Origin of the sequence: Streptomyces sp. NPDC015130, from assembly GCF_043080005.1 — a bacterium.
GTDB lineage: Bacteria > Actinomycetota > Actinomycetes > Streptomycetales > Streptomycetaceae > Streptomyces.
The window spans coordinates 1,134-25,892 of sequence record NZ_JBIBVC010000027.1; the positions used below are offsets into that span (position 1 = coordinate 1,134).

A 24,759-nucleotide genomic window follows, 5' to 3' on the forward strand; every position below is an offset into this window, starting at 1 on the left:
CGGGGGGGGGGGGGGGGGGGGGGGGGGGGGGGGGGGGGTGGGGTTGGTTGGTGTGGGGGGGGGGGGGGGTGGTGGGGGGGGGGGGGGGGGGGGGGGGGGGGGGGTGGGGGGGGGCCCCCCCCCCCCCCCCGACCGCCGTGTGTCACTCGAAGGCGGCCGCCGCCTCCTTGAGCGCCGCGGCGACGGTCTCGGGCGCGTCCGGGCCGGGCGCTCCGGGCCGGTAGGTGACGGAGCGGAGGCGGCCGGTGAAGCGGAAGGAGCGGTGGCGTTCGAAGAGGGGCCACGAGACGGGCGACTTGCGGTCGACGCCCACGCTGATGCCCTGGAACGGCGCCATGCCGATGAGCTGGTGCACACTGTCGGGAGTGGCGCGGTCCTCGCCGTCCACGGTGACGGCGAACCGCCAGCGGAGCCCCTCCTCGGCGGTGGCCGTGAGGAGGATCTCGTGCGGGCCGGCGGTCAGGGGGCCCGCGTCCGTCTCGTGGAGGCGGCCGTACTCGTTGTACGCGAAGGTCAGCCGGCCGTTCTCGGTGTAGAGGCTGTAGCCGCCGCCCTGGTCGCCGTGGGAGACGAGGACGCCTTCGCCGGTCTCGTCGACGAGGACCTCCACCGCGAAGGAGCGCAGCGAGACGAGTCGCGAGGAGCGGTAGCGCTCCAGTTCCGGGGTGCCGGGGAGGAGGGTGAGGGGACGGGCGAGGCGCTGCTCGGCGGGGTTGCGGCGGGCGAGGGCGCCGCTGTGGTCGGGCAGCGGGAAGACCCCGTTGCGCCAGGCCGCGTCCTCCCAGGCGGCCGACAACTCCTTGACGATTTCGGGTCGTTCCGCCGCGAGGTCGTGGATCTCGGTGGGGTCGGTCCGGATGTCGTAGAGGGCCCACTCGGTGTCGTCGTAGGGGGTGCCGGGCCGGTGGAGGGTGACGAGCTTGTGGCCCTCGCGGTAGTGGCTGCGGTTGCCGGTCATCTCGCAGTACTGCTCGGGGTGGGTCGACGCGTGGGCGGGGTCGGTGAGGACGGGGGTGAAGCTGATGCCGTCGGGTTCCTGGAGGGGGACGCCGCGGCGGCTCTCGGGCCGGGCGAGGCCGGCGAGTTCGAGGAGGGTGGGGGCGATGTCGGTGACGTACTGGTACTGGGGGCGCAGTCCGGCGGTGAGCCTGCCGTCGCGGGCGCCCTCGGGCCAGGAGAGGACGAAGGGGACGCGGACGCCGCCCGCGTAGGTGTGGCCCTTGTAGAGGCGGAAGGGCGTGTTGGAGGCCATGCCCCAGCCGCGCGGGTAGTGGACGAGGCTGCGCGGGCCGCCGATGAGTTCGGGGTCGCGGTCGACGTCGGGGTCCCAGTCGCCGGGGAGGCGGGGGTGGTGGACGAAGCGGCTGAAGTAGGAGCGGGTGCCCTCGGGGCCGCCCTCGCCGGTGCCGCCGTTGTCGGAGGTGAAGACGATGACGGTGTTGTCGAGCTCGCCGAGGGCGGCGAGGGTGTCGGTGAGCCGGCCGAGGTTCTGGTCGATGTTGTCGACGAGGGCCGCGTAGACCTCCATGTAGCGTGCGTAGAGCTGCTGCTGATTTTTCGTCAGGGAGTCCCAGGCGGGGACGTCGAGTCCTGCCTCGCTGTTGCGGGCGGGGAGTTCGGTGCCGGGAGGGAAGAGTCCTGCGGCGATCTGGGCGGCGAAGCGGCGCTCGCGCAGGACGTCCCAGCCCTCGTCGTAGCGGCCCCGGTGGCGGGCGATGTCCTCGGCCTTGGCCTGGAGGGGGCCGTGGACGGCGTTGTGGGCGAGGTAGAGGAAGAAGGGCTTGTCGGGGTCGTGGGCGCGCAGCGACTTCACCATGGAGACGGCCTGGTCGGTGATGTCGTCGGTGTAGTAGTAGTCGTCGGGGAACTCGTCGATGTCCAGGGGGCTGTTGTCCCGGACCAGTTGATGCGGGTGGAAGAGGCTGGTGAGGCCTTCCAGGACGCCGTAGTACTGGTCGAAGCCCTTCTGGAGCGGCCAGTTGGCGCGGTCGTCTGCGGCGTTGGAGGCGGAGTCGCGGACGAGGTGCCACTTGCCGACGGCGTAGGTGGCGTAGCCGGCGTCGTGGAGGAGTTCGGCGAGGGTGGGGATGTCGTCGGCGACCTCCATGCCGTAGCCGGGGAATCCGGGGTCCGCGTTGGCGACCATGGCGTAGCCGACGCGGTGCGGGTTGAGGCCGGTGAGCAGGGCGGCGCGGGCCGGGGAGCAGAGCGGCATGGTGTGGTAGTTGGTGAGCCGCACGCCGTCGTCGGCGAGTCCGTCGAGGACGGGGGTGGGGATCTCCGAACCGAACGGTCCGATGTCGCTGAAGCCCATGTCGTCGACGAGGACGACGACGATGTTGGGGGCCTTGGCGGGCGGGGTCGCGCGGCGGGGCCAGGCGGGTTCGGAGTCGGCGAAGGTGCGGCCGACGCGGCCGGTGAAGCCTTCGTAGGGGTCGCGGCGGGGTGCGGTGCTCATGGGGTGGCGGGTCCTTCCGGGGGAGGGCGTGTCCGGCGGATCAGGGTCGGACAGGTCGCGGCGTCTGGTGCGGTGCATCGCAAGGCGCCGAGAGCGTCCTCATAGCGGAGCTGTGGGGGCGGTTCGGCAACGCGGCGAGGTGCCGGGCCAGGCGTCGTGGCCCCGGCCCTGGTCCGCCGGACGCGCCCCAAGCGATCGGGCTGTGCGGAATCCGCCGTGGCCGGTCGAGGAGTCGGGGGTGTTGTGGGAGCGGGCGGCGACCCGGTAGCGGTTGCAGGAGGAGGCGTGGCAGAGGTAGGAGCCGCCGCGGATGACGCGCTCGCCCGGGCCGAAGGCGTCCTGGCACCACTCCCAGACGTTGCCGGAGGTGTTGTACAGGCCGTGGCCGTTGGGGGCGTACGCCGTGACCGGCACGGTCCCGACGCGTCCGCCGGGCCGGTCGGAGCGGTACGGGAAATCGCCGGTCCAGGTGTTGCATCGCTCCTCGCCGCCGGGGGTGAAGTCGTCGCCCCACGGGTAGCGGGCGCCGTCGAGGCCGCCGCGGGCCGCGTACTCCCATTCGGCCTCGGTGGGCAGGCGGACGCCCGCCCAGGCGCAGTAGGCGAGGGCGTCGTCGTACGAGACGTGGACGACGGGGTGGTCGGCGCGGTCGTCGACGTCGGAGCCCGGTCCCTCGGGGGCGTGCCAGGCGGCCCCGGTGACGCCCAGCCACCAGGGGGCCTGCGGGACCCGGCCGAGGACGTGCCGCGCGGCGGCGGGGTGGAGCAGGAGGTGGAAGACGAAGGAGGAGCCGTGCCGTTCGGCGTCGGTGCGGTACCCGGTGGCGCGGACGAACTCGGCGTACCGGGCGTTGGTGACGGCGGTCGTGTCGATGGCGAAGGGGGCGACGGTGACCTCCCGCACGGGCCCTTCGTGGTCGGCCGGGTAGCCCTCGCCGAAGGCGTCGCCCATGCGGAAGGTGCCGCCGGGGAGCTCCGCCGTGGTGCGGGGCGGCGGGGCGGTCCGCACGGTCGGCGGCGGGAGGAGCTCGACGGCCGTGGTGGTGCCGGCCCCTCCCGTGCAGCCGCGTCCCGGGGTGCAGCAGGGGCTCACGCGGACACCGCCCCGGCGGGGATCCGCAGCCGTACGGGTACGGGTTCGGGTGCGGCGGCGAGCAGTGCGCGGGTGTACGGATCGCGGGGCCGCTCGCACAGCTCGTCGGCCGAGCCGGTCTCCACGATCCTGCCCTCGTGCATCACCGCGATGCGGTGGCTGACCTGGCGGACGACGGCCAGGTCGTGGGCGATGAAGACGAGGGCGAGGCCCAGGTCGCGCTGGAGGTCGGTGAGGAGGCCGACGATCTGGGCCTGGACGGAGACGTCGAGCGCCGAGACGGGCTCGTCGCAGATGAGGACGGCGGGTTCGGGGGCGAGGGCGCGGGCGATGCCGACGCGCTGCCGCTGGCCGCCGGAGAAGGAGCGTGGGTGCCGGTCGGCGGCGGCCGGGTCGAGGCCGACGAGCCGCAGGAGCTCCGCGACGCGCGCGGCGCGCTTCTCCGGCGGGACGGTCCCGAAGGCGCGCAGGGGTTCGGCGACGATCTCGCCCACGGTCATGCGGGGGTTGAGCGAGGCGTACGGGTCCTGGAAGACCATCTGGACGCGGCGGCGTACGGAGCGCAGTGCGGCCCGGTCCGGGCGGGTGACGTCCCGGCCGTCGAGGAGGATCCGGCCGCCGTCGGCGGGGTGGGCGTGGGCGAGGACCCGCGCGAGGGTGGACTTTCCGGAGCCGGACTCGCCGACGATGCCGAGGGTCTCGCCGGCGGCGAGGGTGAGGGAGACGCCGTCGAGGGCGGTGAAGGAGCGGCGGCCGCGGCTCTTGTAGGTCTTGCGGAGCCCTTCGGCGCTCAGGACGACGGCTCCGGGGGCGGGCCGGTCGATCCGGGCGGGCGGCGGGGGCGGGGGCAGTGGTTCGGTGCGCTCGGCCGCCAGGAGGCAGGCGGCGCGGACGGTGTCCGTGGCCGTTCCGGGGACGGTGTCGCCGCCCGGTCCGGTTCGGCTGCCCGGTCCGACTCCGCCGCCCGGTCCGATTCCGCCGCCCGGTCCGGTGTCGCCGTCCGTTCCCGCGACGGCGGTCAGCCGTGGCGGGGTCGTGTGGCAGCGGTCCTCGGCGAGGGTGCAGCGGGCCGCGAAGGCGCAGCCGACGAGGGGCAGGGACAGGTCGGGCGGGGTGCCGGGGATGCCGGTGAGCCGGGTGCCGGAGGGGGCGGAGAGCCGGGGAACGGCAGTGAGCAGCCCGGCGGTGTAGGGGTGGCGGGGGCGGGAGAGGACCTCGGCGGTGGGGCCGTCCTCGACGACCGTGCCGCCGTACATGACGAGGACGCGGTCGCAGGATCGGGCGACGACGCCCATGTTGTGGGTGATGAGCACGAGCGCGGTGCCGGTGGTGCGGGTGAGGTCGCCGAGGAGGGTGAGGATCTGGTCCTGGACCGTGGCGTCGAGGGCGGTGGTGGGTTCGTCGGCGAGGAGGATGTCGGGTTCGCCGGCGAGGGCCATGGCGATGAGGACGCGCTGGCGCTGGCCGCCGGAGAACTGGTGCGGGTGGTCGTCGAGGCGGCGCTCGGGGTCCGGGATGCCGACGAGGCCGAGGAGTTCGACGGCTCGGGCGCGGCGGGCCCTCCTGTCGGGCCCGCCGTGTGCCCGCAGCACCTCGTCGAGCTGGCGGCCGACGGTGAGGACGGGGTTGAGGGCCGTCATCGGGTCCTGGAAGACCATGCCGACCCGGGCTCCGCGCACGGCCCGCAGGGCGGACTCGTCGGCGGTGACGAGGTCCTGTCCGTCGAGGCGGACGGTTCCGTCGGCGATCCGGCCGGTGCCGGGGAGCATCCGGAGGAGGGCGAGTGCGGTGGTGGACTTGCCGGAGCCCGACTCGCCGACGACGGCGAGCGTCTCGCCCCGGCGGAGCGTGAAGGACACGTCCCGTACGGCGTGCAGAACCCCGCCGTCGGGGGTGGTGAACTCCACGTCCAGGCCCTGGACTTCCAGGAGCGGCGGGCTGGTCATCGGCGTATCTCCCGGTTCAGTGCCTCGGCGGTCAGGGAGAGGCCGAGGACGAGCGCGGTCACGGTCACGAGCGGCCCCGCGGCGAAGTGCGGGGCCTGGGCGAGGTAGGGCATGGACTGGCTGAGCACGGCTCCGAGCGTGGGTTCGGGGGGTCGTACCCCGACGCCCAGGAAGCTCATGGCGCCCTCGATGAAGACGGCGACCGTGAGGGAGACGGCGAGCTGGACGACGAGCGGGTCGGCGGCGTTGGGCAGGATGTGCCGGGTGAGGATCCGGCCGCCGGAGGTGCCGCCGACGCGGGCGGCCGTCACGTACTCCCGGCCGCGCTGGACGAGGATGCCCGTGCGCAGGAGCCGACCGAAGACGGGGATCTCCGCGAGGGCGATGACGAGGATCACGGGCACCCGCCCGGGGCCGAGGATCGCGGTGACGGCGAGCGCGAGGATCAGTCCGGGGAAGGCGAGGACGAGGTCGAAAGCGCGCTGGACGACGGTGTCCGCGACAGGGTGGGCGGCCGCCGCCAGGGCGAGGAGGCAGCCGAGTACGGCGCCGAGCGGGACGGCGACGGCGATGATGCCGAGGTCCGCGCGGATGCCGTACAGGAGGCGGGCGAGGAGGTCGCGGCCGAGGTCGTCGGTGCCGAGCGGATGCCCGGGGGTGCCGGGGCCGGCGAGCGCGAGGGCGCTCTGGTCGGTGGGGCCGTGTCCGGACAGCACCGGGGCGAGGAGCCCGGCGAGGACGACCAGGCCGACGAGGGCGAGGCCGGTGCGGCCGCGGACGGTGGAGAGGGCGGCCCGGTAGGGGTGGCGGGGCCGGCGGGGCTTTCCGGTCCGGCTGTCGAGAGGGGCCTCGGGGGCCGCTGCGAGGGTGGTCATCGGGTCACTCCCACCTGATCCGGGGGTCGAGCCAGGCGTGGACGAGGTCGGTCACGAGCTGGACGAGGACGAAGACGGTGACGAGGAGGAGCAGGAGGTCCTGCACGACGGGGTAGTCGCGGCGGACCAGGGCCTGTTCGGCGAGCTGGCCGAGGCCCGGCCAGGCGAAGATCGCCTCGACGAGCACGGCGCCGCCGAGGAGGTGTCCCGTCTGCATGCCGAGGAGGGTGACGACGGGCGGGAGGGCGTTCGGCAGGGCGTGGCGCCAGAGCAGGCGCCGGGGGGCGATGCCGGCCGCGGTGGCGGTGCGGACGTAGTCCTCGGCGAGGGCGCGGCCGATGCTGTCCTCCAGGTAGCGGCCGAGGACGGCGGCGCTGGGCAGCGCGAGGCAGAGGGCGGGCAGGAGCAGGTACTGGACGCCGAGGTCGGGTGCGGTGAGGAGCGGGACGCGGCCGCCCGGGGGCAGGACGCCGAGGAGGACGGCGAAGAGGAGGACGAGGAGGACGCCGGTGACGAAGGGCGGTACGGCGAGTGCTCCGGTGGTGAGGACCCGGACGGTGCCTCGGAGCCAGCGGTTGCGGGAGGTCGCGCCGACGATGCCGAAGGCGGTGCCGAGGACGACGACGAACAGGAGGGCGCCGAGGGTGAGTTCGACGGTGGCGCCGATGCCGTCGGCGATCAGGTCGGCGGTCCGGCCGCCGATCGCGTAGGAGGGTCCGAGGTCGCCGGTGAGGAGGCCGCCGATCCACCGCGCGTACTGGGCGGGCAGGGGGTCGTCGAGGCCGAGGCTCGCCCGGATGGCGGCCTCGGCCTCGGCGCTCGCGTCGGGGCCGGCGAGGACGGCGGCGGGGTCGCCGGGGACCAGCCGGAGGACGGCGAAGACGAGGAGGGAGGCGAGGAGGAGGACGAGGAGGGCGGAGGGGAGCCTCCGCAGGAGATACCCGCTCATCTCAGCCGACCAGGTAGGCGTTGTCGAGGTTGAGGTAGGAGAACTTGTTGAGCGTGACGCCGTGGAGCTTCTTGGCGGAGACCTGGACGGAGCCGCGGATGGCGAGGTCGATGATGAAGGCCTCGTCGAGGAGGGTGTCGGTGATCTTCTCCCGGAGGGCGTTGGCGCGGGCGCCGGCGGCCGGGCCGGTCCAGGCCTCGCGGACGACCTTCGAGTAGGCGGCGGAGCGGAACCTGGACGTGTTCTTCGCCTCGTTGAAGGGGTAGGCGCTGACGGCGAGGGTGGAGGGCTGGACCTGGGCGAAGCCGTGGCTCATCGTCCAGAGGCCCGGCATGCTCTGGGAGATGAGCTTCTTCTGGGCGGCGGCGGAGTCCGTCGGCTGGAGCGTGACGTGGACGCCGATCTGCCGCAGGTCGTACTGGATCGCCTCGGCGACCGCGGTGTCGCCGGGCAGGTTGATGTGCAGGAGGGGCAGGTCGAGGCGGGTGTGCCCGGCCGACTTGAGGAGCTCGCGGGCCTTGCCGGGGTTGTGGGTGTAGTGGGTGCGGCCGGCCTCGGTGAAGGCGGGCGAGGACGTGGGCCAGGGGGTGGCGGAGGCGAGTCCGTAGCCGCCGAGGACCTGCTTGAGGATCCGCTCGCGGTCGACGGCCCAGGCGAGGGCCTGCCGGACGGCCTTGTCGTCCAGCGGGGCGACGGTGGTGTTGACTCCGAGGTACACGGCTCCGCCGCCCGTGGAGTACTGGCTGATGGCGAGGTCGGGGGCGGCGGCGACCACGGCGAGGTTCTTGCCGGGGACGCTGAAGGAGAGCTGGGTCTGTCCGGTCCTCAGGGAGGAGAGGAGGGCGTCGGCCTGGGGCACGACACGGATCTCGACGCCGTCGAGGTAGGGGCGGCCGGGCTGCCAGTACGTCTCGTTGCGGCTGAGGGTCAGCCCGGAGCCGGGGCTCCACCGGGTCAGCCGGAAGGGTCCCGTGCCGTTGAGCTTCTTGCCGGTGACGGCGTCCTCGACGCTGTTCCGATCGCTGATGATCATGAACTCGAAGAGGTCGAAGAGGTTGTTCACCGGGTGGGCGAGCTTCAGGACCAGCTCGTGGTCGCCCCGCTTCTCGAAGCCGGTGACGGCGGCGGCCGTGGCCCTCAACTGCGCTGCGCGGAGCGGGTTCTGAAGGTTCTTCACGGCGAATATCACGTCGTCGGCGGTGAAGGGCCGGCCGTCGTGGAAGGTGACCCCGGTGCGCAGGGCGAGGGTGACGGACCGGCCGTCCTTCGCGTACTCCCAGGAGGTGGCGAGTTCGGGCTGCGGCTCCAGCCGGTCGTCGTAGCGGGTGAGGGTGTTGTAGATCAGCCGCTGCTGGAGCGACTGGGCGCTCTGGGCGAAGAGCAGGCTGGGCGTGAAGTCCGCGTTGACGGCGATGCTGAGGGTGCCGCCGCGCCGGGGCTCCGCGCTCGCCTTGCCCGCCTCGCCCGCGGGGGCGCCGGTCTCGGAGACCGCGGAGCGGCAGCCCGTGAGACCGAGTCCGAGGAGCAGGGCGCCGCCGCCCGCGGCGCGCAGGGCGGTGCGCCGGGTGGGGTCGGTGGGCGCGGTGGGACGGGTCTCGGTCATCGTTGCCTGCCTGTGAAAGGAGTCGGAGGCGCGCCGGGCAGCCATTTCTTCCGCTGCGGGAGAAATGGGCGCACCGGGCGTGCGGGGTATACGGAACGCGGTACGGGAAGGGGTACGGCGATACGGAGGTGCGGCGGCGCGCGGTGGCGGCGACGCGGTACGGCGGAGCCGTCGGCCGGTGGCCGGGGGCGGCGGAGGTCAGTGCGGCCGGGAGAGGTTCAGCGGCGCCGGGACGGACTCGGCGGACGACGCCGACGGGGCGATCCGCTCAGGAACGAGGGCTCCAGGCGCGGAGGCTCTGAACGCGAGGGCTTCGAACGCGAGGTTCAGACGCGGACGGCACAGACCGCACTGGCCTGTCGACAGAGGTCGACGTGCCTGCGGGAGATGAGGCGCATGTCCGGATTCACGGGAGCAATATGACAGCGGCTCAGCGAGCCGGTCAACCGGCCATGTCCGCATTTCGAGACGATGTCAGTGGCCGACCCCCTCGGCGAGGAGCTCGTCGACTGTCCGAAGAGGCGTCTTGAACAGGGAATTCAGCAGAACTGTGCCCGCCGCGACCGGAAGTGTGGCCGGTCCGGCATGTGGACTGACGATGCGTTCGGGGTCGTCGCAGACGTGCGAGAGGTCGATCGCGGCCCCGCGGATCTCGTCCAGGTAGTCCGGTTCGAGGACGCTGGCCTGCTCGGTGACGACGACCAGATCGGGGTTCAGGACGTCGAGGAGCAGCGCGACGGCCCGGCCCACCGCGCGCGCCCGCTCGCGCAGCAGCCGGTCGGCGCGCCGGTCCCCCGCCGCAGCCGCGTCCACGACGAGGAACGTGTCGGGCTCGGGGACGATCCCGCGCCGCACGGCGGTGAGGCCGAGCGCGGTGTTCGAGGCGGTCGCCTCCAGGCAGCCCGAACGCCCGCACGGGCAGGGGACCGTGGAGTCCGGTACGGGCAGGTGCGCCACGTCGCCGGCCGCCGAGCCCGGTCCCTGGTGCACGAGTCCGGCAAGTCCGACGGCCGCGTCGACGACGTTGCCGACGAAGAGGTGGACGAGGCTGCGGCGGGCCGCGGGCCGGCCGAAGAGGATCTCCGACTGGGCGATGGAACGGGCGTGGTTGTCGAGACGCACGGTGTGCCCGCCGAGGCCGCGCGCGAGCTCCGCGGCGAGCGGGCGGCGGCGCCAGCCGAAGGCGTCGTGGCGGACGACGACCCCCTCGGCGGGGTCCACCCAGCCGCCGACGGCGGCGCCGACCCCGAGCAACGGGCGCCCCCGGGTGTGCTCGTCGAGGAAGCCGCGGAGCGCGCGGGCGACGGACGCGGGCAGGGCGTCCGGCGCGATGCCGTCGTGCGGGTGGGTGCGGCGGGCCAGGACCCGGCCGCGCAGGTCGACCAGGCCGAGGGTCGAGCTGGGGACGCCGAGGTGGACGCCGCCGACGACGGGTCCGCCGGTGGCGCCGATGTGCAGGTCGACGGGGATCTGCGGGCGTCCCACGCCCCCGCCCCCGGCCAGTTCCGGGAGTTCGCGCAGGAGGCCGAGCCGGGTGAGGTCGGTGGCCTGGCGCGAGACGGCGGCGGGGCTGAGGCCGGACAGCCGGGCGACGGCGCCACGGGCGACCGGACCGTGGTCGAGGACGGTCCGCAGCACGGTGGCGGCGTTGGCCTCGCGGCGGCCGTCGCCCGCCATCCGGGAACCGTGGGAGGTGGTCGTCATGGGTGCCTCTCTGCGTGACTGTTGCGGCGGCGTGAATTCGCGGGGCCACCGGCGGCGGGCCCCTCGCGGCTCCGCCCGCCCGGGCCGCACCGGCCGGAATTCGGCACGTCTCCGCTGGTCAGCGTGAGTGCTGCGCGGTACGAGGAGCGACGGGGCCGGCGGCGGGCAGGCGCCGATTCAACCATCACGGGGCGCGGTTCGGGGCCCGGAAGGCCGCTTGACGTCCCGCGCCGGCCGCTGCGAGGCTCCGGGACATGTTCGCGACCTTCTCGTGTCCCGCCGGCTCCGGCGCCTGATCCTCGCGACCCTTCGCGTGACGGGCTCGCCGCCCTCACCCGTACCCGGCGCACACCTCGCCGACCCCGTGCACCCTCCCGTACGCCGGGAACCTCCGTGCGCCCCGCACCTTCGCACCCGGGACACCGCACACCGCTCCCCGGCACACCGCCGAGCCCGCTTTCCCGCGGTCGACGGTTCCTCACCGTCACGTCATTACTTCCGCTCCAAAATTAATTCCGGCCCGTTCGCACCACCTCGAAAGGACCCACCACCATGTCGACCGCCACCGCCACCACCACCGTCACCGTCGAGAAGGTCGGCGGCCGTCTCGGCGCCGTCCTCTCCGGCGTCCGCCTCGGCGGCGACCTCTCCGCGGAGACCGTCGCCGAGATCCGCGCCGCGCTCCTGGCCCACAAGGTCGTCTTCTTCCGCGGCCAGGACCACCTCGACGAGCAGGCCCACGAGGCCTTCGGCAAGCTGCTCGGCACGCCCGTCGCCCACCCCACCGTCCCCTCCGCCGACGGCCGTTACTCCTTCCCGATCGACTCGGACCACGGCGCCCGCGCCAACCAGTGGCACACCGACGTCACCTTCGTGCCGGCGTACCCCGCCTTCTCCATCCTGCGCGCGGTGACCATCCCGCCCTACGGCGGGAACACCCTCTGGGCCAACACCGCGACCGCGTACGCCAAACTCCCCGAGCCGCTGCGCGCCCTCGCCGACAGCCTGCGCGCGGTGCACTCCAACGACTACGACTACGCGGCGCTGCGTCCGGGCGTCCTGCCCGAGCAGCTCCAGCGCTTCCGTGAGGTCTTCGCCTCGACGAAGTACCTCACGGAGCACCCGGTCGTGCGGGTCCACCCGGAGACGGGCGAGCGCACGCTCCTCCTCGGCAACTTCGTGCAGCGCATCAGCGGCCTCACCGGCGCCGACTCGCGCGCCCTGCTCGCGCTCTTCCAGGCGCACATCGAGCGTCCGGAGAACACGGTGCGCTGGCAGTGGCAGGTCGGCGACGTGGCGATCTGGGACAACCGCGCCACGCAGCACTACGGCGTGGACGACTCCGACGAGCACGAGCGCAAGCTGCGCCGCGTGACGATCGACGGCGACGTGCCGGTCGGCGTGGACGGCGCCGCGTCGGTCCTCCTCGCCCCCGAGTCCGTGCCGGACCCGTCCTTCGGCGTCGCCTCCGGCGCGTCGACGGCGGAGCCCGCCGGCGTCTGAAGCGGGCCGGAGCGGGCGGGACGGGGGATCCCGTCAGGAGCCGGAGGCCTGGGCGTAGTCGACGAAGCCGACCCAGTCGAGCGCGACGCAGGGCTCGTCGCCGAGCACCCAGGCGTCGTGTCCGGGCTTGACCTCCATGAAGTCTCCGGCTCCGAACTCCACCGTCTCGCCGTCGTCCATGACGACCTTCATCCGGCCGCTGACGATGTATCCGACGTGCGACGCCATGCAGCTGTCGGTGCCGACGATCGGCTTCACATGCTTGGACCACTGCCACCCCGGCTCGAAGACGGCCCGGCCGACCGCTCCGCCCTCACCGTTGACCAGGTCCAGCCTGCCCTTGCCCTCCGTGAAGGGACGGGTCTCGTCCGCTGAATCGAAGCTCTTCTGAACGATGCCGGCCATCGCGCTCTCCCGGCGTTGAGAAGCCGTGCCCCGAGTCCACTTCCAGGCTACGCCGGGCTGCCCGGGCCCACCCCCCTTTGGTGGTTCCGGGCAGTTCGGCGGTGCGAATTCTGTACGCATCCCTTAAGGGGCAGATCTACACATAAAGGACATATAAGAGCACAATGGAGCCGCGGCATGATTGCCACAGAAGCGGTCAGACGTGCATGACGCCAGAAGGAGGCGAGTCGTATGGCCGACGTCTCTCACCGTCCCGGTGACATCGCGGGACACCCCGACGCGTCGGAAATGCGGGACCGTTACGCCCGCGTACTCCAGACCCGAGGTGTCGCGGCGGTCGAGGAGCTCGTGATCCTCGCCGGCATCTGGGCCGCGATCTCCGCGTACACGGTTCACTTCTCCGCCGCCCAGCCCGCACTCGCCCTCTCGAATCTGGTCGTCGGTATCGCCCTCGCGGTGCTCGGCCTGTGCATGTCGATGGTTCCCGAGCGGTCGCAGGACCTCAACTTCGTCGTCCTGCTGATGGGCGCCTGGCTGATCATCGCGCCCTGGGTGGTCGGACAGAGCCCCGACACCGGCACCATCCTCAGCAACGTGATCACCGGCGCGTGCGTCTGCCTGTTCGCCCTCACGGCCGGCGGACTGCTCATGAGCAAGAGAAGGACGTGACGTTCTGATCCCTCCCCGCAACGGCGGCACCTCCCCCACGGAGGCGCCGCCGTTCAGCGTGCGTGCCAGGCCCCGCGAGCCCGGCACGATCAGAAAGACAGGCCATAGAGCCGGTACGGAGCGTTTGTCCGCGCCGCCTTGTGCACGGTGGCGCACGACCGGTTGCCACGGCCGCGCCTAGCCTCGCCGCATCGGCACAACGAGGGGCGGTACCACCGGTGAACTGGCACATCCACGACTATCGCGAGAGCGATCTCGCCGCCGTCGTCCATCTGATCGACACCACCGCCGAGCTCGGGCAGGAGTCCGTGTTCTCGCTCGCCGAGTGCATCGGAGCCCTCACCTCGCGGCAGCCGGCCGTGGTCGCCGTCCACCAGGGCGTCCCCATCGGCGCCGCGCTCGCCTGTGTCTCCGGGGAGCGGGCCTGGGTGATGCGGGTCGCGATCTCCTCCGCCTGGCGCGGCCGGGGCCTTGCCAGCGCCCTGCTCGTGGAGCTGGAGCGACGGCTCGTGGCGGCCCGGGTCGGACGGATCGCGTACGTGCTCCCGGAGGAGGAGCTCCTCGGCGAGGGGCTGCTGAACGCCGGGTACACCCGCCGGCCCGCCGTGGCGTACTTCGAGAAGGTGGAGCCCCTGCACGGGCCCGCCGCCGGGCTCCTCGACGACCTCGGCGGCCGGCTGCTCCCCGGCGACCTGTGGGCGAAGGTCGCCGGGATGGAGCGCGAGAAGGACCTCATCGAGCGACGGGTCGTCCTGCCGCTCGCCGAGCCGGAGCGGGCGACCCGGCACGGAGTGCGGCCGCCGCGCGCGGTCTGCCTCTTCGGACCGCCCGGCACGGGCAAGACGACGTTCGCACGGGGCATCGCCTCCCGCCTCGGCTGGCCGTTCGTGGAGATCCTGCCGTCCCGCCTCGCCGACGAGGGGAACCTCGCCGCGGCCCTGCGGTCCGCGTTCGCGCGGATCGCCGAGCTGGAACGGGTCCTGGTGTTCATCGACGAGGTCGAGGAGATCGCGCCGGTCCGCTCGGAGCCCGCGCAGCCCGGCGGCATGCACGGCGTGACCAACGAACTCCTCAAGCTGATACCGGGATTCCGTGAGCGGGACGAGCGGCTGCTGATCTGCGCCACCAACTCGATCCGCTCGCTCGACCCGGCGTTCCTGCGGCCCGGCCGCTTCGACTACCTCATCCCGATCGGTACGCCGGACAAGGCGGCGCGCGCGGCGATCTGGGCCCGCTACACGGACGGCAGGACGGACGTCGACATCGACGAACTCGTCCTGGCGAGCGACCTGTTCACCCCGGCCGACATCGAGCACGCGGCCCGGATCGCCGCCCAGGCCTCCTTCGAGCGGGACCTGGTGGCGGTCGGCGGCCGGGGCGGGGACGACCCGGCTCCCGGCGCGAGCACGGCGGACTATCTGGCGGCCATCGGGCAGTGCCGGCCGACGGTCACCCCGGAGATGGTCGAGCAGTTCGCCTCGGACATCACGACGCACGCCCGGACCTGAGGCCGAACTCCTCCCGTGCCGCTTCCAGTTCGGCCCGGTCGGGAGGGTTGGCACCGGCCCTGGAGACGGTGACGGCCGCCGCGGCGGCCGCCGTGCGCAGCAGCCCCGTGAGGTCCTCGGCGCCGAGCGCGCCGAGGGCCGCCCGCTCCCGTCCGGCCAGGGAGTCGAGGACGGCGGACATGAAGGAGTCGCCCGCGCCGACCGTGTCCACGACGGCCACCGGGGGTGCGTCCACGGCGACCGTCTCCCGCCGGGTGACGCCGAGCGAGCCCTCGGCGCCCCGGGTGACCAGGACGACGGCGGGGCCGAGGGCGAGCCAGCGGGCCGCGACCGTCCGCGGGCTCTCCCCCGGGTACAGCCAGGCGAGGTCCTCGTCGCTGGCCTTCACCAGGTCGCTGAGCGCGACACAGCGTTCGACGCGCGCGACGGCCTCACCGTGCCCGCCCATCAGCGCGGGCCGCACGTTCGGGTCGTAGCTGACGGTGGCGCGGTCCCGGAGCACCCCGGTCACGGCGAGGACGGCCGCGGCCCCGGGCGCGGTGACGGCCGCGATCGAGCCGATGTGGACGTGGGCCGGCGCGGGGCGGACCGGGTCCGCCGTCAGCGTCCAGGCGATGTCGAAGGTGTACGTGGCCCGGCCCAGGGCGTCCAGGCCGACGACCGCCGACGGGGTGCGCTCGGGCGCGCCGCCCACCTCCACCCGTACGCCCGCGCCCTTGAGGTGGTCCGCGATGAGCCGCCCCGAGGAGTCGTCGGCGAGCTGGGTGAGCAGGGTGACGTCCCGGCCGAGGCGGGCGAGGCCGTAGGCGACGTTGGCGGGGCTGCCGCCCGGGTGGACGCGGTCGGCGGCGCCGGACCCGGCGGGGGCGCGGACGATGTCGGCGACGCACTCGCCGATCACCAGGATGGACATGGGTCGTTGCTCCTCGGCGTAGGCGTCCTGGTGGACGGTCCGGAGATGGTACGTCGCCCCGCGCGGCCCGCCCCTCTCCCTATGCTGTTCACGAAACGTCGTCGGGGTACTCACCGGCGGTGACGGCGGTACGGGGGAAGGGTTCTCGGATGGACACGGTGGGCACGGTCGAGGGGCTCGCGGTCATCGCGTTCCACGACGGGACGGAGCTGGAGGCCTGGCTGGAGGAGCACCACGGGGACACCCCGGGCATCTGGATGCTGCTCGCCAAGAAGGGCACGGACCTCTCCTCGCCGACGGCGGACGAGATCCTCGACGGCACGCTCGTCTACGGCTGGATCACGGGCAAGCGCATGACGCGCGACGAGCGCACGTACCTGCAGAAGATCACCCCGCGCCGGCCTCGCAGCCTCTGGTCGCAGGTCAACGTGCGCCAGGTCGAGGTGCTCACCGCCGCGGGCCGGATGCGCGAGCCGGGCCTCGCGGAGGTGCGGGCGGCGCAGGCGGACGGGCGGTGGGAGGGCGCGTACCCCTCCCAGAAGGACGCGACCGTCCCGGACGACCTGGCGGAGGCGCTCGCGGCGGAGCCGCGGGCCGCGGCGGCCTTCGAGGCCCTCGGGAAGACGGACCGGTACATGGTGATCCTCAGCCTGTGGCAGGCGCGGACGGCGAAGACGAGGGCGGCCCGTCTGGCGCGGGCGGTGGCGGCGCTCGCGGCGGGCGGGAGCGCCCGCTGAGTCAGCCCCGGCGCAGCCGGTACAGGACCTGGTGGGCGTCCCACTCCACGAAGGACTCCACGTGCTCCAGGCCGAGGGCCTCCAGGAGGCGGCGCGAGCGGTGGTTCGCCTCCTGGGTGAGCGCGACCACGCTCGGCGCGTCCTCCAGCACGCGTCCGACGACCGCACCGACCGCCTCCCGGGCGTAGCCGTTCCCCCAGTGCTCGGGCAGGAACTGGTACGACACCTCCGTCTCCCCGTTCCGCGCGCCGGGCTCCACGGTGACGAGGCCCAGCACGACCCCGTCCTCGGCCCGGACCACGGCGTGGCAACCGGGCGCCCCGACGATCCGGCTCTGCCGGATGCGGATGACGGGCTCCGTGACCGGGCCGCCGAGGTGGTGCCGTACCTCGGGATCGGTCCACAGCCGGGTCACGGCCGCGAGGTCTCCTCGGCGCACGGGCCGGAGCAGCAGCCGGTCGGTGGCGAGGGGCGCGGCGGGGTCGACGACCGGGGGCGGGGTCGGGGTCGGAGGAGCGGGCATGGTTCCGATCCTCTCAGGCCGGGCGCGGAAACGGGAGCGAAGGTCAGGTACGTTCCGGTCCACGGACCGGGGCCACGGAGGCGGAAGGGGCGGGCATGGAGGGGTCGGGAACTGTGCTGCGGCTGTGGGCGGCCGGGGAGGTGCCGTACCGCGACGGGCTGTACCGTCCGGACGACACCGCCCTGGAGCTGATCGTGGAGGGCCCCGGGGCTTACCACCCGGACGCGCGCCGGCCGATCCCCTTCCGACTGGGCAGCCCGCTCGACGTGTCCCTGGCCGTCGAGGAGGACGGCACGGCCGAGGTGGACCGCTACTTCGCGTGCCCGCTGCCGGACGGATCGGGGTCGCTGTGCGGAGGCGGCGCCGGTATGGGCAACACAGGGCACCTCGCCCGCCTCGACGCCGATGGCTCGCTGCGCTGGGTGGCCTTCCTCTACCGCTCGAACCCGTTCGTGGGGGTGCGCTACGAGGGGACGACGGCTGTCGTCACCAACGACTGGCGCAACGAGCTGCGCCTCGACCTCGCCTCCCCCGAGCTCGCCTGACCCTCCCGGCCGGGCCGCCCGTGGCGCCGGCCTCGGCCAGGGTCCGGACCTTGACCGGCCGGAGCAGGTCCGCCGAGCCGTAGCGCCGGTAGCCGGAACCGTCGCGCTCCGGCTCGGCGACCGGCCCGAGCCGGTGGTGGTGCCGCACGGTCCTGATCGTGACGCTGAGACGACCGCGCCGGGGGCCGTCCGGCGCGCCCGCGGCTTCGGCCTGGGTCCTGTCGTCAAACTCCCGTCGTCCGCCCGAAGGGCGGGCCCTGCGGGGTCAGGTGCGTGCTCTCGGCGTGCCGGGCGCGGGCCCGCGTACCGGATGTACGCGGGCCCGCGTACATCCAGTACGCGGGTACGCGGGCCCGCGCCCGGTGCGGCGAGAGTGCGTGCATGGCGTCGCGGGGCAGGCGGGAGTTTGACGACAGGACCTAGGACGAGCGGACGACGCGGTCACGGTCGCGCGGCCGAGGCGGCGAGCGGTCCGTCGGCGTCAGGATGACCGCCATGCGCATCGGAATTCTCGGCACAGGCAATGTGGGAAAGACACTCGCCGCGGCGTGGCTGCGGGCGGGACACGACGTCGTCCTCGGGTCACGGCGGCCCGGGGACGAAGAGCTCCTGACGGGGCTGAAGGAACTCCTCCGGGCAGGGTTACGGGTCGACGACCCCGCGGGGACCGCCGCGCACGCGGAGGTGCTGGTGAACGCGACCCCGGGCACCGCCTCGGTGGCGCTGCTGAGCTCGATCGGGGCGCCCGCGCTCGAAGGGAAGGTCCTCCTCGACGTCGCGGTGGGTTTCCTGCCGGACGCGTCGCTCTCGCACCAGGTCGTCAGCCTGGGTGAGGAGATCCAGCGGGCGTTCCCGGACACGCGCGTGGTGAAGTCCCTCTGCACGATCGACCGCACGGTGATGGTCGCGCCAGAGTCCCTGGAGGGGCCGAGCACGGTCTTCCTCTCCGGGGAGGACGCGGAGGCGAAGCGGATCGTGGGCGGCCTCCTGGGCGATCTGGGCTGGCCCGCCGAGGCGCTGCTCGACCTGGGTGGCATCGTCACCGCGCGGGGCCAGGAGCACTTCGCCCTGCTCTTCGTCGGGATCGCCCTGGCGACGGGCACCTTCGCGTTCAACATCCGCTTCGTGCCGCCCGGCCGCCGGACGACGGACGCCGCGTAGGCCGCCCGGCCGGCGGACGACGGACGCCGCGTAGACCGCCCGGCCGCCGGACGACCGACCGGCGTAGGCCGCCCCGGCGGCGGCCCCGCGCGCAGCCCAGGTCGGCGCCCGTCACGAGCCCGCCGACGGGTCAGTCCGTTCCGGCGGCCGTCAGGGCGGACCTGATCGCCGGCCAGTCCGGGGCCGTCGGCTCGTGGGTCTCCCCCGCCGTGGCCACGTCCTTGTAGCCGCTGGAGGTGACCACGCACACCACCGGGCCGCCGGTCTCGCGCGGCCCGTGGGCCCGCAGACCGGCGAGACCGGCCGCCGACGAGGTCTCGCACCACACCCCCTGTGCCGCCAACTCCGCCCGCGCCTCGGCCATCTGTTGGTCCGTCACCACACGGGCCGCTCCCCCGGTCGTCCGGACGGCGACGACTCCGCGATAGCTGTTGATCTCGCAGTCGATGGCGTACGCGAGGGTGGGGCCGACCGGGACTCGGGCCGTGGGCCGGCCCGTCCGGAGGGCCTCGGTGAGCGCACCGGCCGCGGCGGGCTCGGCCGCGTACATCCGGGGGACGGAGCGGGTCACGCCGAGCCGGGCGAGCTCCTGGAAGCCCTTGGCCACACCGAACAGCAACTCTCCGTACCCGGTGGGGAGGTGGACCGCCGCCGGAGCCCTCCCGAGGTCGAGTGCGATCTCGTACGCGAGGGTCTTGTACCCCTCGGGCCCGAAGGGGTGCCCGGTGTGGGCGCTGTCGGTGACGCTGCTGACGGCCTGGAAGCCGAGCTCGTCGACGATCCGGCGCATGAGGGGCCGGACCGACTCGTACGGGACGGTGAGGACGGTCGCCCCGTAGGCCCGGAGGTGGGAGGCCACGGCGGGCGGGGCGAACGGGGAGGTGAAGACGGCGCAGGGCAGTCCGGCGCGGGCCGCGTAGGCGGCGGCCGCCGCGCCGTGGTTGCCGGAGGAGGAGACGACGACGCCGCGCGCGCCCGAGGCGACGGCGGCGCTGACGGCAACCCTGTTGAGGCGGTCCTTGTGGCTCCACGTGGGGTTGCGGGACTCGTCCTTGACCCAGACGCCGTCGCGGAGCTCGATCATCGGGGTGTTGCCCTCGCCGAGCCCCGGCGCGGCCAGCGGCGGGAGCAGCGGGGCCCACCGGTCGAGGCCGTGGGCGGCCGGGCGTGTGAACAGGTCGTCGGGGACCTCGTCGTAGGCGTAGTCGATGTCGAGGGGGTACGCGACCTCGTCGGTGGAGGTGACGGGGCAGCCCGCGGTCAGCGGAGGCCAGAGCGGGTGGCGTACGGAGGGGTCGGCGAGCGAGCGCTGGGCGGTGGCGAGCGAACGCCGTGCCGTGTCGGGCGGGGTCACGCGGCGGCCTTTCGGGTCGTGGTGTCGTCGGCTCCGGGCGGGGCTGCGGCCCGGTTCAGCCCATGCGGCGGCGCAGTGCGTCGAGGGCGCCGGGCCGGCGGCCGGGGACCCGCTCGCGCAGCGCGAGGAGTGCGGGGCCCAGGGCGCCGGCCCTGGCGCGGTCGTCGATCCGTTCCCACTGGTGGTGGGCCCGGTCGACGGCCGCCTCGACGTCGGGGTCGTCGGCCGGCTGCCGCAGGGCGAGCCGGGACCCGGCGGCGGCCAGCCAGAGTTCGCAGCTGCGGGCCGGTTCGCCGGCGAGGCGGGCGAGGTCGGCCCGCACCTCCGTCCAGTGCACGGCCTCGGCGGACCGGGGCCCGTGCCGGCGCAGGGCCTCGCTCTCCCAGGCCGCCGCCACCGCGGCCGCCTCCCCGTGCCGGCCTGCCATGGCGGCGGCGAGGATCGCGGGATGCGGGTCCTGGACGGCGCCGGGAGCGGGGGCCGCGGGCGCCGGGGTGGCGGGCGCGGGGGCGACGGCCGGCGCGGGGGCCAGGAGGAACTGCTCCGGCGCGGTGACACGGGCCGCCGACGCCCGTACGCAGGCCTCGGCGTGCATCGCGGGCAGCGGCGGCCGGGCGCCGGCCCGCCAGAGTTCCGCCCAGGCACGGAGGTAGTCGGGGGTCGCGGGCTCACCGCGCCGCGGGGCCGGGGTCACCCGCCCGTAAAGGTGGGTGCCGGGTCCCAGGTGCAGCAGGTCCGGTGCGACGGTGAGGCGCTGCCAGACCTCGGGGTCCGCCGCGAGGTCGGCCACGACGGTCGTGCTGCCGGCGGGGCGCCGGCCGAGTTCGCCCGCGAGCCAGTGCCAGGGCAGCGCCGTGTAGCGCAGGGTGGCCGTGGTGGTGCGGGCGAGTGCGAGATGGGGCAGGAACTGACGTCGGTCGAGGTGGAGTTGGCCCGCGAGGAAGACGGCGAGGGGGCCGGGGCTCGCCGCCACCGCGCGCAGGCGGGTGAGCACGGTCTGGGGATCCAGGGGGTCGGCGAGCTCGACGACGGTCGCGGTCGCGGTGCCGGTGAGGACGCCGGGCGGTACGGCGGCGAGGACCGGCAGGACGGACGCGGCGTCCATGACGCGGCCCCGCCCGGCGGGCGCGGCGGCGAGCAGCACGGCCGTACCCACGGAGGTTGCGACCGGCGCCGGGGCGCCTGTCGAGGGAGCGCCCGGCGTGGCCCCGACCGCACCCGCACCCTCACCCGCACGTATGTCCGCACCCGGATACGCGCGGGCCATGGCGCCGCCCCTTCCGCTCGTACGCGTGCCCGTTTCCCGCACCCGCGTACCTGCCGAGGGGGCGCCCACCGTGCCGTGTCCGTCGTCGATCACCACCCCCGCACCGTAACGCGTCGTGGCCTGTCCGATAATCGTCGGGCCTTTGACATATGTCAGAAGCACCACCGGATCGAGTGTTGCCAAATCCCTTACGAGGTGTCCCGGGCTGTGCAACAGTCATGTGCGGGCCTCCCTTTCCCACTTGGCCGCGCCGCGCCTGTATCGGAGTACGACATGCCGTCCCATCTGTTCGCGGACCGTCCCGCCCAGCCGCCGGAGCCGGGCGCGGTGGACGCGCTGATCTCACAGACCCGCCGCCTGCGCGGCGAGGTGGACGCCGTCCGGCGGGACGCCGTGGCGAACGACGACGACCCCCAGCAGCGCTGGCAGCGCGCCCTCTGCGACCTGGCCGTGCACCAACTCGACGACCTGGGCGCACACTTGGGTCAGCTCCGGGTCGGCGTGCCGGAGGGGGTCGCGACCGGGACCGGCGCCGAGGCCGATCCGGACCCCGTCCCCGACCTGGCCTCCGAGCCCGACCCGGGCACGGCCTACGGCGAGGCCGCCCCGGCCCGTACCGGCTCGCTGCTCTCCCGCGTCGGCAGCGCGGAATGGAACCTCCTGACGGACGAGGTGAGTTGGTCCGAGGAGCTGTTCCAGATCTTCGGCCGTCCCGCCGAGAGCGGCCCCATGTCGCTGGACGAACTTCCCTCCATGGTCTTCGCCGAGGACCAGTCCGTCCTCCAGGGCCTGGTGACGGACTGCCTCATCGACGGGAAGCCGATCGACGGCGAGTTCCGGATCGTCCGCACCGACGGCCGCGTGCGGACCGTGCACATGACGGGTGAGCCCGTCCTCGACTCCGACGGCTGCACCGCGTCCATGTGGGCCGTTTTACGAGACGTCAGCGAGCTGCGCCGCAGCCAGCGGGCCGTCCGCGAGAGCCGGGACAGCCTGGAGCGCAGCCGCCAGATCGAGCGCACCGAGCGACGCGTCGCCGTCGAGCTCCAGGAAGCGGTGCTCCCCCCGTGGCGCGGCTCGCTCCGCTTCGCCCACGACGGCCCCGCCCCGCTCGACGTGGCGGCCCACTACCTGCCGGCCGCCAGCACCGGCCTCATCGGCGGCGACTGGTACGACGCCCTGGCCCTGCCCGGCGGCGACGCGCTGCTGACCGTCGGCGACCTGACGGGCCACGGGGTCGCCGCGACCTCCTCCATGGCCATGCTCCTCGGCGCGCTGCGCGGCATGGCCGTGGCAGGAATCCGCCCCGGGGACCTGATGGGGCACCTCAACCAGCTCCTGGAGACCTCCGTGCAGCCCGCGCTCGGCAGCGCGATGTGCTGCCGCTACGACCCGGTCGCCCAGATCCTGACCTGGGCGCAGGCGGGCCACCCCGCCCCGCTGCTCTTCCGCGACGGGACGGGCCAGGCCCTGCGGCGACCCGAGGGCGTCCTGCTCGGGGCCACGACCGGCGGCAGGTACGGCGAGGCCGAGACCCAGCTGTTCCCCGGTGACCTGCTGGTCCTGCACACGGACGGACTGACCCGTGGCAGCGGCGCGCAGGACGACACCGGCACCCGGCGGCTGCTCGCCCTCGGCCCCCGGCTCACCGAAGCGCGGGACGCGCAGGAATGCGTGCGCGCGGTCGTCGAGGAGTTCGGCGAGGAGCCGCGCGAGGACGACGCCTGCGTGATGGTGGTCCAGGTCGGAGGCTGACCGAGGCCGGGAGGCCCGGGCCCCGTACGGACCGCCGAAGGCGCCCCGGAACCCAGGACGGGTTTCGGGTCGTCGGCGCGTCCTGTCCTGCTGCGCCCATCCCCATGAGAAGGCCCGCACGTCGCACGTCCCACCGGTGTTCCGGTGATCGTGGTCGGTGATCCGTGATCCGGTGGCCGTGATCCCGGTGGTCCAGGGGGATCCGGTGGCCGGACCCTCGCCCCGCGAGCGACTCCGAGCCCCCGCGAGGAGCTCAGGCCTGGCCCGTTCTCGGCCGGTTGACCGGCGACTTGGGCAGGGCCAGCTCGATCTCCTCGCGCAGGTCCTCGATCTTCGAGTAGCCCCCGTACTGCCCGGTGAGCCGGTACATCTCCCGCAGCCGGTGCCACGTCCGGTGGGAGGAGGTCTCCCCCATGGAGACGAGGGCGAGCCGGGCGTACCGGTCGGCCTGTTCCGGGTCGTCCGCGATGAAGCAGGCCGAGGCCATCGAGATGAAGTCGAAGAGCTTGGAGCGGTTGTGGCCGTCCTTGCGCAGCTCCAGCGCGAGCCTGGCGTGACGCTGGGCCGGGACCGCCGCGGCGGGGTCGTGGTCGGCGAGGGTCCGGTAGGCGAGGGCCTGCATGCCGTGCATGTCGGCCTCGTCGAAGTTCTGCATCCAGCTCGGCGGTTCCACGTCCGCGCGGTCGGAGACGAAGAGCTCCTCCGCCTCGCCCAGCGTCCGCTTCATGGCCTGTGCGCGTCCCATCGACGCCTGCGCCCAGGCCTCGATCGTGTGCAGCATGGCCTGCGTCCGCGGCAGCATCTGCTCGCCCGCGCCGGCCTTGGCCAGCTTCATCAGGTCGAGGGCGTCGTCCGGCCGGCCCAGGTGCACCATCTGACGGGCGGCCCTGGACAGGGCCTCGCCCGCCCGGGGACGGTCGCCGCCCTCGCGGGCCGCGTGCGCGGCGATGACGAAGTACTTCTGCGCGGTGGGTTCGAGACCCACGTCGTGGGACATCCAGCCCGCGAGGACGGCCAGGTTGGCCGCGACGCCCCAGAGGCGCCGCTGGAGGTGGTCGGCGTGACGGTAGGCGAGCATCCCGCCCACCTCGTTGAGCTGGCCCACGACGGCCTTGCGCTGAAGGCCGCCGCCACGGGAGGCGTCCCACGCGCGGAACACCTCCACCGACCGCTCCAGCGCCTCGATCTCCTCCGACCCGATGGGGGCGGCCTCGTAGCGGTCGAACCCGGCGGGGTCGGCGTGGAGGGGATCGGTGGCGCGCTGGGCGGTGGCCTTGCGTGCGGGGTCGGTCTGCAGCCAGTCGTACATGCTGCTGCTGAGTGCGGAGCCGGCGGCGAGCGCGGCACCCGCGCCCACCAGGCCGCGACGGTTGAGCATGAGGTCCATTCCCGTGAATTCGGTGAGGACCGCAGCCGTACGATCGGGAGCCCAGGGCAGCCCGTCAGGGTTGTCGTCTTTCCTGACGTCCTGCCGCTTTCCGGCGCGCCCGTGTCGTACGAACCCGAGGTCCTCGATGGTCACGACACGGCCGAGTCGCTCGGTGAACAGTGCTGCCAGCACCCGGGGGACGGGATCGCGCGGGGTCTCGCCCCGGTCGATCCACCGCCGTACCCGCGAGGTGTCGGTCGCCAGCTGGGGGTGGCCCATGGCCGCCGCCTGCCGGTTGACGAGTCTCGCGAGTTCGCCCTTGGACCAGCCGGCCAGGCCGAACAGGTCTGCCAGGCGGGTGTTGGTTTGTCCGGTCACGTCTAAGCCCCCAGGTTCTCGGCTGAGTTGACAGTAACCCCCTGT

Annotated in this window: 21 protein-coding genes and 1 pseudogene; 7 read left to right on the forward strand and 15 right to left on the reverse strand. The window is 74.0% G+C overall.

All coding sequences use genetic code 11. From position 1 onward, the window contains the following. Nucleotides 1–142: 142 nt before the first annotated feature. The 8 genes from ACF08F_RS35765 to ACF08F_RS35800 all read right to left on the reverse strand — a co-directional run bounded on the left by ACF08F_RS35765 (nt 143) and on the right by ACF08F_RS35800 (nt 10,627). Complete coding sequence (locus tag ACF08F_RS35765) at nt 143–2,458, reverse strand: arylsulfatase (protein ID WP_392302716.1); 2,316 nt, start codon at nt 2,456–2,458, stop codon at nt 143–145. A gap of 99 nt (nt 2,459–2,557) precedes the next feature. Further along, nucleotides 2,558–3,550 (reverse strand): formylglycine-generating enzyme family protein, encoded by a 993-nt coding sequence (locus ACF08F_RS35770; RefSeq protein WP_392302717.1) that lies wholly within the window; start codon nt 3,548–3,550, stop codon nt 2,558–2,560. Further along, nucleotides 3,547–5,496 carry an ABC transporter ATP-binding protein gene (locus ACF08F_RS35775; RefSeq protein ID WP_392302718.1) on the reverse strand — a complete coding sequence of 650 codons (1,950 nt, stop codon included), beginning with the start codon at nt 5,494–5,496 and terminating at the stop codon, nt 3,547–3,549. The genes ACF08F_RS35770 and ACF08F_RS35775 overlap by 4 nt, the downstream gene beginning before the upstream one ends. Continuing rightward, complete coding sequence (locus tag ACF08F_RS35780) at nt 5,493–6,371, reverse strand: ABC transporter permease (RefSeq protein WP_392302719.1); 879 nt, start codon at nt 6,369–6,371, stop codon at nt 5,493–5,495. The genes ACF08F_RS35775 and ACF08F_RS35780 overlap by 4 nt, the downstream gene beginning before the upstream one ends. 4 nt (nt 6,372–6,375) lie before the next feature. Next, entirely contained in the window at nt 6,376–7,320 is a 945-nt protein-coding gene (locus ACF08F_RS35785; RefSeq protein ID WP_392302720.1) for an ABC transporter permease, read from the reverse strand. Nucleotide 7,321: 1 nt separating this feature from the next. Beyond that, on the reverse strand, nt 7,322–8,923 hold the full coding sequence (locus ACF08F_RS35790; protein ID WP_392302721.1) for an ABC transporter substrate-binding protein: 1,602 nt from the start codon (nt 8,921–8,923) through the stop codon (nt 7,322–7,324). A 326-nt stretch (nt 8,924–9,249) separates the two neighbouring features. Next, on the reverse strand, nt 9,250–9,321 hold the full coding sequence (locus ACF08F_RS35795) for a putative leader peptide (protein WP_329625827.1): 72 nt from the start codon (nt 9,319–9,321) through the stop codon (nt 9,250–9,252). A gap of 76 nt (nt 9,322–9,397) precedes the next feature. Further along, nucleotides 9,398–10,627 (reverse strand): ROK family protein, encoded by a 1,230-nt coding sequence (locus ACF08F_RS35800; RefSeq protein ID WP_392302722.1) that lies wholly within the window; start codon nt 10,625–10,627, stop codon nt 9,398–9,400. A 552-nt stretch (nt 10,628–11,179) separates the two neighbouring features. Here ACF08F_RS35800 and ACF08F_RS35805 point away from each other — a divergent pair. Then, nucleotides 11,180–12,130, forward strand: a complete 951-nt coding sequence (locus ACF08F_RS35805) for a TauD/TfdA dioxygenase family protein (protein ID WP_392302723.1) — start codon at nt 11,180–11,182, stop codon at nt 12,128–12,130. 33 nt (nt 12,131–12,163) lie between these two features. Here ACF08F_RS35805 and ACF08F_RS35810 read toward each other — a convergent pair whose 3' ends face one another. After that, entirely contained in the window at nt 12,164–12,535 is a 372-nt protein-coding gene (locus ACF08F_RS35810; protein WP_392302724.1) for a cupin domain-containing protein, read from the reverse strand. Between the two features lie 231 nt (nt 12,536–12,766). On the opposite strand from ACF08F_RS35810, the gene ACF08F_RS35815 reads away from it, so the two are divergent. Together ACF08F_RS35815 and ACF08F_RS35820 are read left to right on the forward strand one after the other, a co-directional pair. Then, a complete protein-coding gene (locus ACF08F_RS35815) occupies nt 12,767–13,204 on the forward strand; it encodes an SPW repeat protein (RefSeq protein WP_392302725.1) in 438 nt (145 codons plus the stop codon). 218 nt (nt 13,205–13,422) lie between these two features. Continuing rightward, on the forward strand, nt 13,423–14,712 hold the full coding sequence (locus ACF08F_RS35820) for an ATP-binding protein (protein ID WP_392302726.1): 1,290 nt from the start codon (nt 13,423–13,425) through the stop codon (nt 14,710–14,712). On the opposite strand, the gene ACF08F_RS35825 is transcribed toward ACF08F_RS35820, so the two are convergent. Further along, nucleotides 14,690–15,625, reverse strand: coding sequence for a carbohydrate kinase (locus tag ACF08F_RS35825; protein ID WP_392302727.1), 936 nt, complete (start codon nt 15,623–15,625; stop codon nt 14,690–14,692). The two genes, ACF08F_RS35820 and ACF08F_RS35825, sit on opposite strands and share 23 nt — an antisense overlap. Nucleotides 15,626–15,774: 149 nt before the next feature. Here ACF08F_RS35825 and ACF08F_RS35830 point away from each other — a divergent pair, with 149 nt between their 5' ends. After that, entirely contained in the window at nt 15,775–16,362 is a 588-nt protein-coding gene (locus tag ACF08F_RS35830; protein ID WP_392302728.1) for a YdeI family protein, read from the forward strand. A 1-nt stretch (nt 16,363) separates the two neighbouring features. On the opposite strand, the gene ACF08F_RS35835 is transcribed toward ACF08F_RS35830, so the two are convergent. Continuing rightward, entirely contained in the window at nt 16,364–16,885 is a 522-nt protein-coding gene (locus ACF08F_RS35835) for a GNAT family N-acetyltransferase (protein ID WP_392302729.1), read from the reverse strand. A 95-nt stretch (nt 16,886–16,980) separates the two neighbouring features. Here ACF08F_RS35835 and ACF08F_RS35840 point away from each other — a divergent pair, with 95 nt between their 5' ends. Next, nucleotides 16,981–17,430, forward strand: coding sequence for a hypothetical protein (locus ACF08F_RS35840; protein WP_392302730.1), 450 nt, complete (start codon nt 16,981–16,983; stop codon nt 17,428–17,430). Here the strand turns inward: ACF08F_RS35840 and ACF08F_RS35845 are convergent. Beyond that, a pseudogene (locus ACF08F_RS35845) lies at nt 17,372–17,590 on the reverse strand (MerR family transcriptional regulator); the annotation flags it as partial. The gene ACF08F_RS35840 and the pseudogene ACF08F_RS35845 overlap by 59 nt on opposite strands. Before the next feature lie 335 nt (nt 17,591–17,925). On the opposite strand from ACF08F_RS35845, the gene ACF08F_RS35850 reads away from it, so the two are divergent. Beyond that, nucleotides 17,926–18,591: an NADPH-dependent F420 reductase gene (locus ACF08F_RS35850; RefSeq protein ID WP_392302731.1), complete on the forward strand. Its 666-nt coding sequence runs from the start codon at nt 17,926–17,928 to the stop codon at nt 18,589–18,591. A gap of 130 nt (nt 18,592–18,721) precedes the next feature. Here ACF08F_RS35850 and ACF08F_RS35855 read toward each other — a convergent pair whose 3' ends face one another. Together ACF08F_RS35855 and ACF08F_RS35860 are read right to left on the reverse strand one after the other, a co-directional pair. After that, on the reverse strand, nt 18,722–19,945 hold the full coding sequence (locus ACF08F_RS35855; protein ID WP_392302732.1) for a pyridoxal-phosphate dependent enzyme: 1,224 nt from the start codon (nt 19,943–19,945) through the stop codon (nt 18,722–18,724). Nucleotides 19,946–20,000: 55 nt separating this feature from the next. Next, the gene (locus ACF08F_RS35860; RefSeq protein ID WP_392302733.1) at nt 20,001–21,101 is read right to left on the reverse strand and encodes a hypothetical protein; all 1,101 of its coding nucleotides are present in this window, start codon (nt 21,099–21,101) and stop codon (nt 20,001–20,003) included. A 384-nt stretch (nt 21,102–21,485) separates the two neighbouring features. Here ACF08F_RS35860 and ACF08F_RS35865 point away from each other — a divergent pair, with 384 nt between their 5' ends. Next, complete coding sequence (locus ACF08F_RS35865) at nt 21,486–22,967, forward strand: PP2C family protein-serine/threonine phosphatase (RefSeq protein WP_392302734.1); 1,482 nt, start codon at nt 21,486–21,488, stop codon at nt 22,965–22,967. Between the two features lie 253 nt (nt 22,968–23,220). Here the strand turns inward: ACF08F_RS35865 and ACF08F_RS35870 are convergent, their stop codons facing one another. Then, nucleotides 23,221–24,714: a hypothetical protein gene (locus ACF08F_RS35870; RefSeq protein WP_392302735.1), complete on the reverse strand. Its 1,494-nt coding sequence runs from the start codon at nt 24,712–24,714 to the stop codon at nt 23,221–23,223. Between the last annotated feature and the right edge of the window lie 45 nt (nt 24,715–24,759).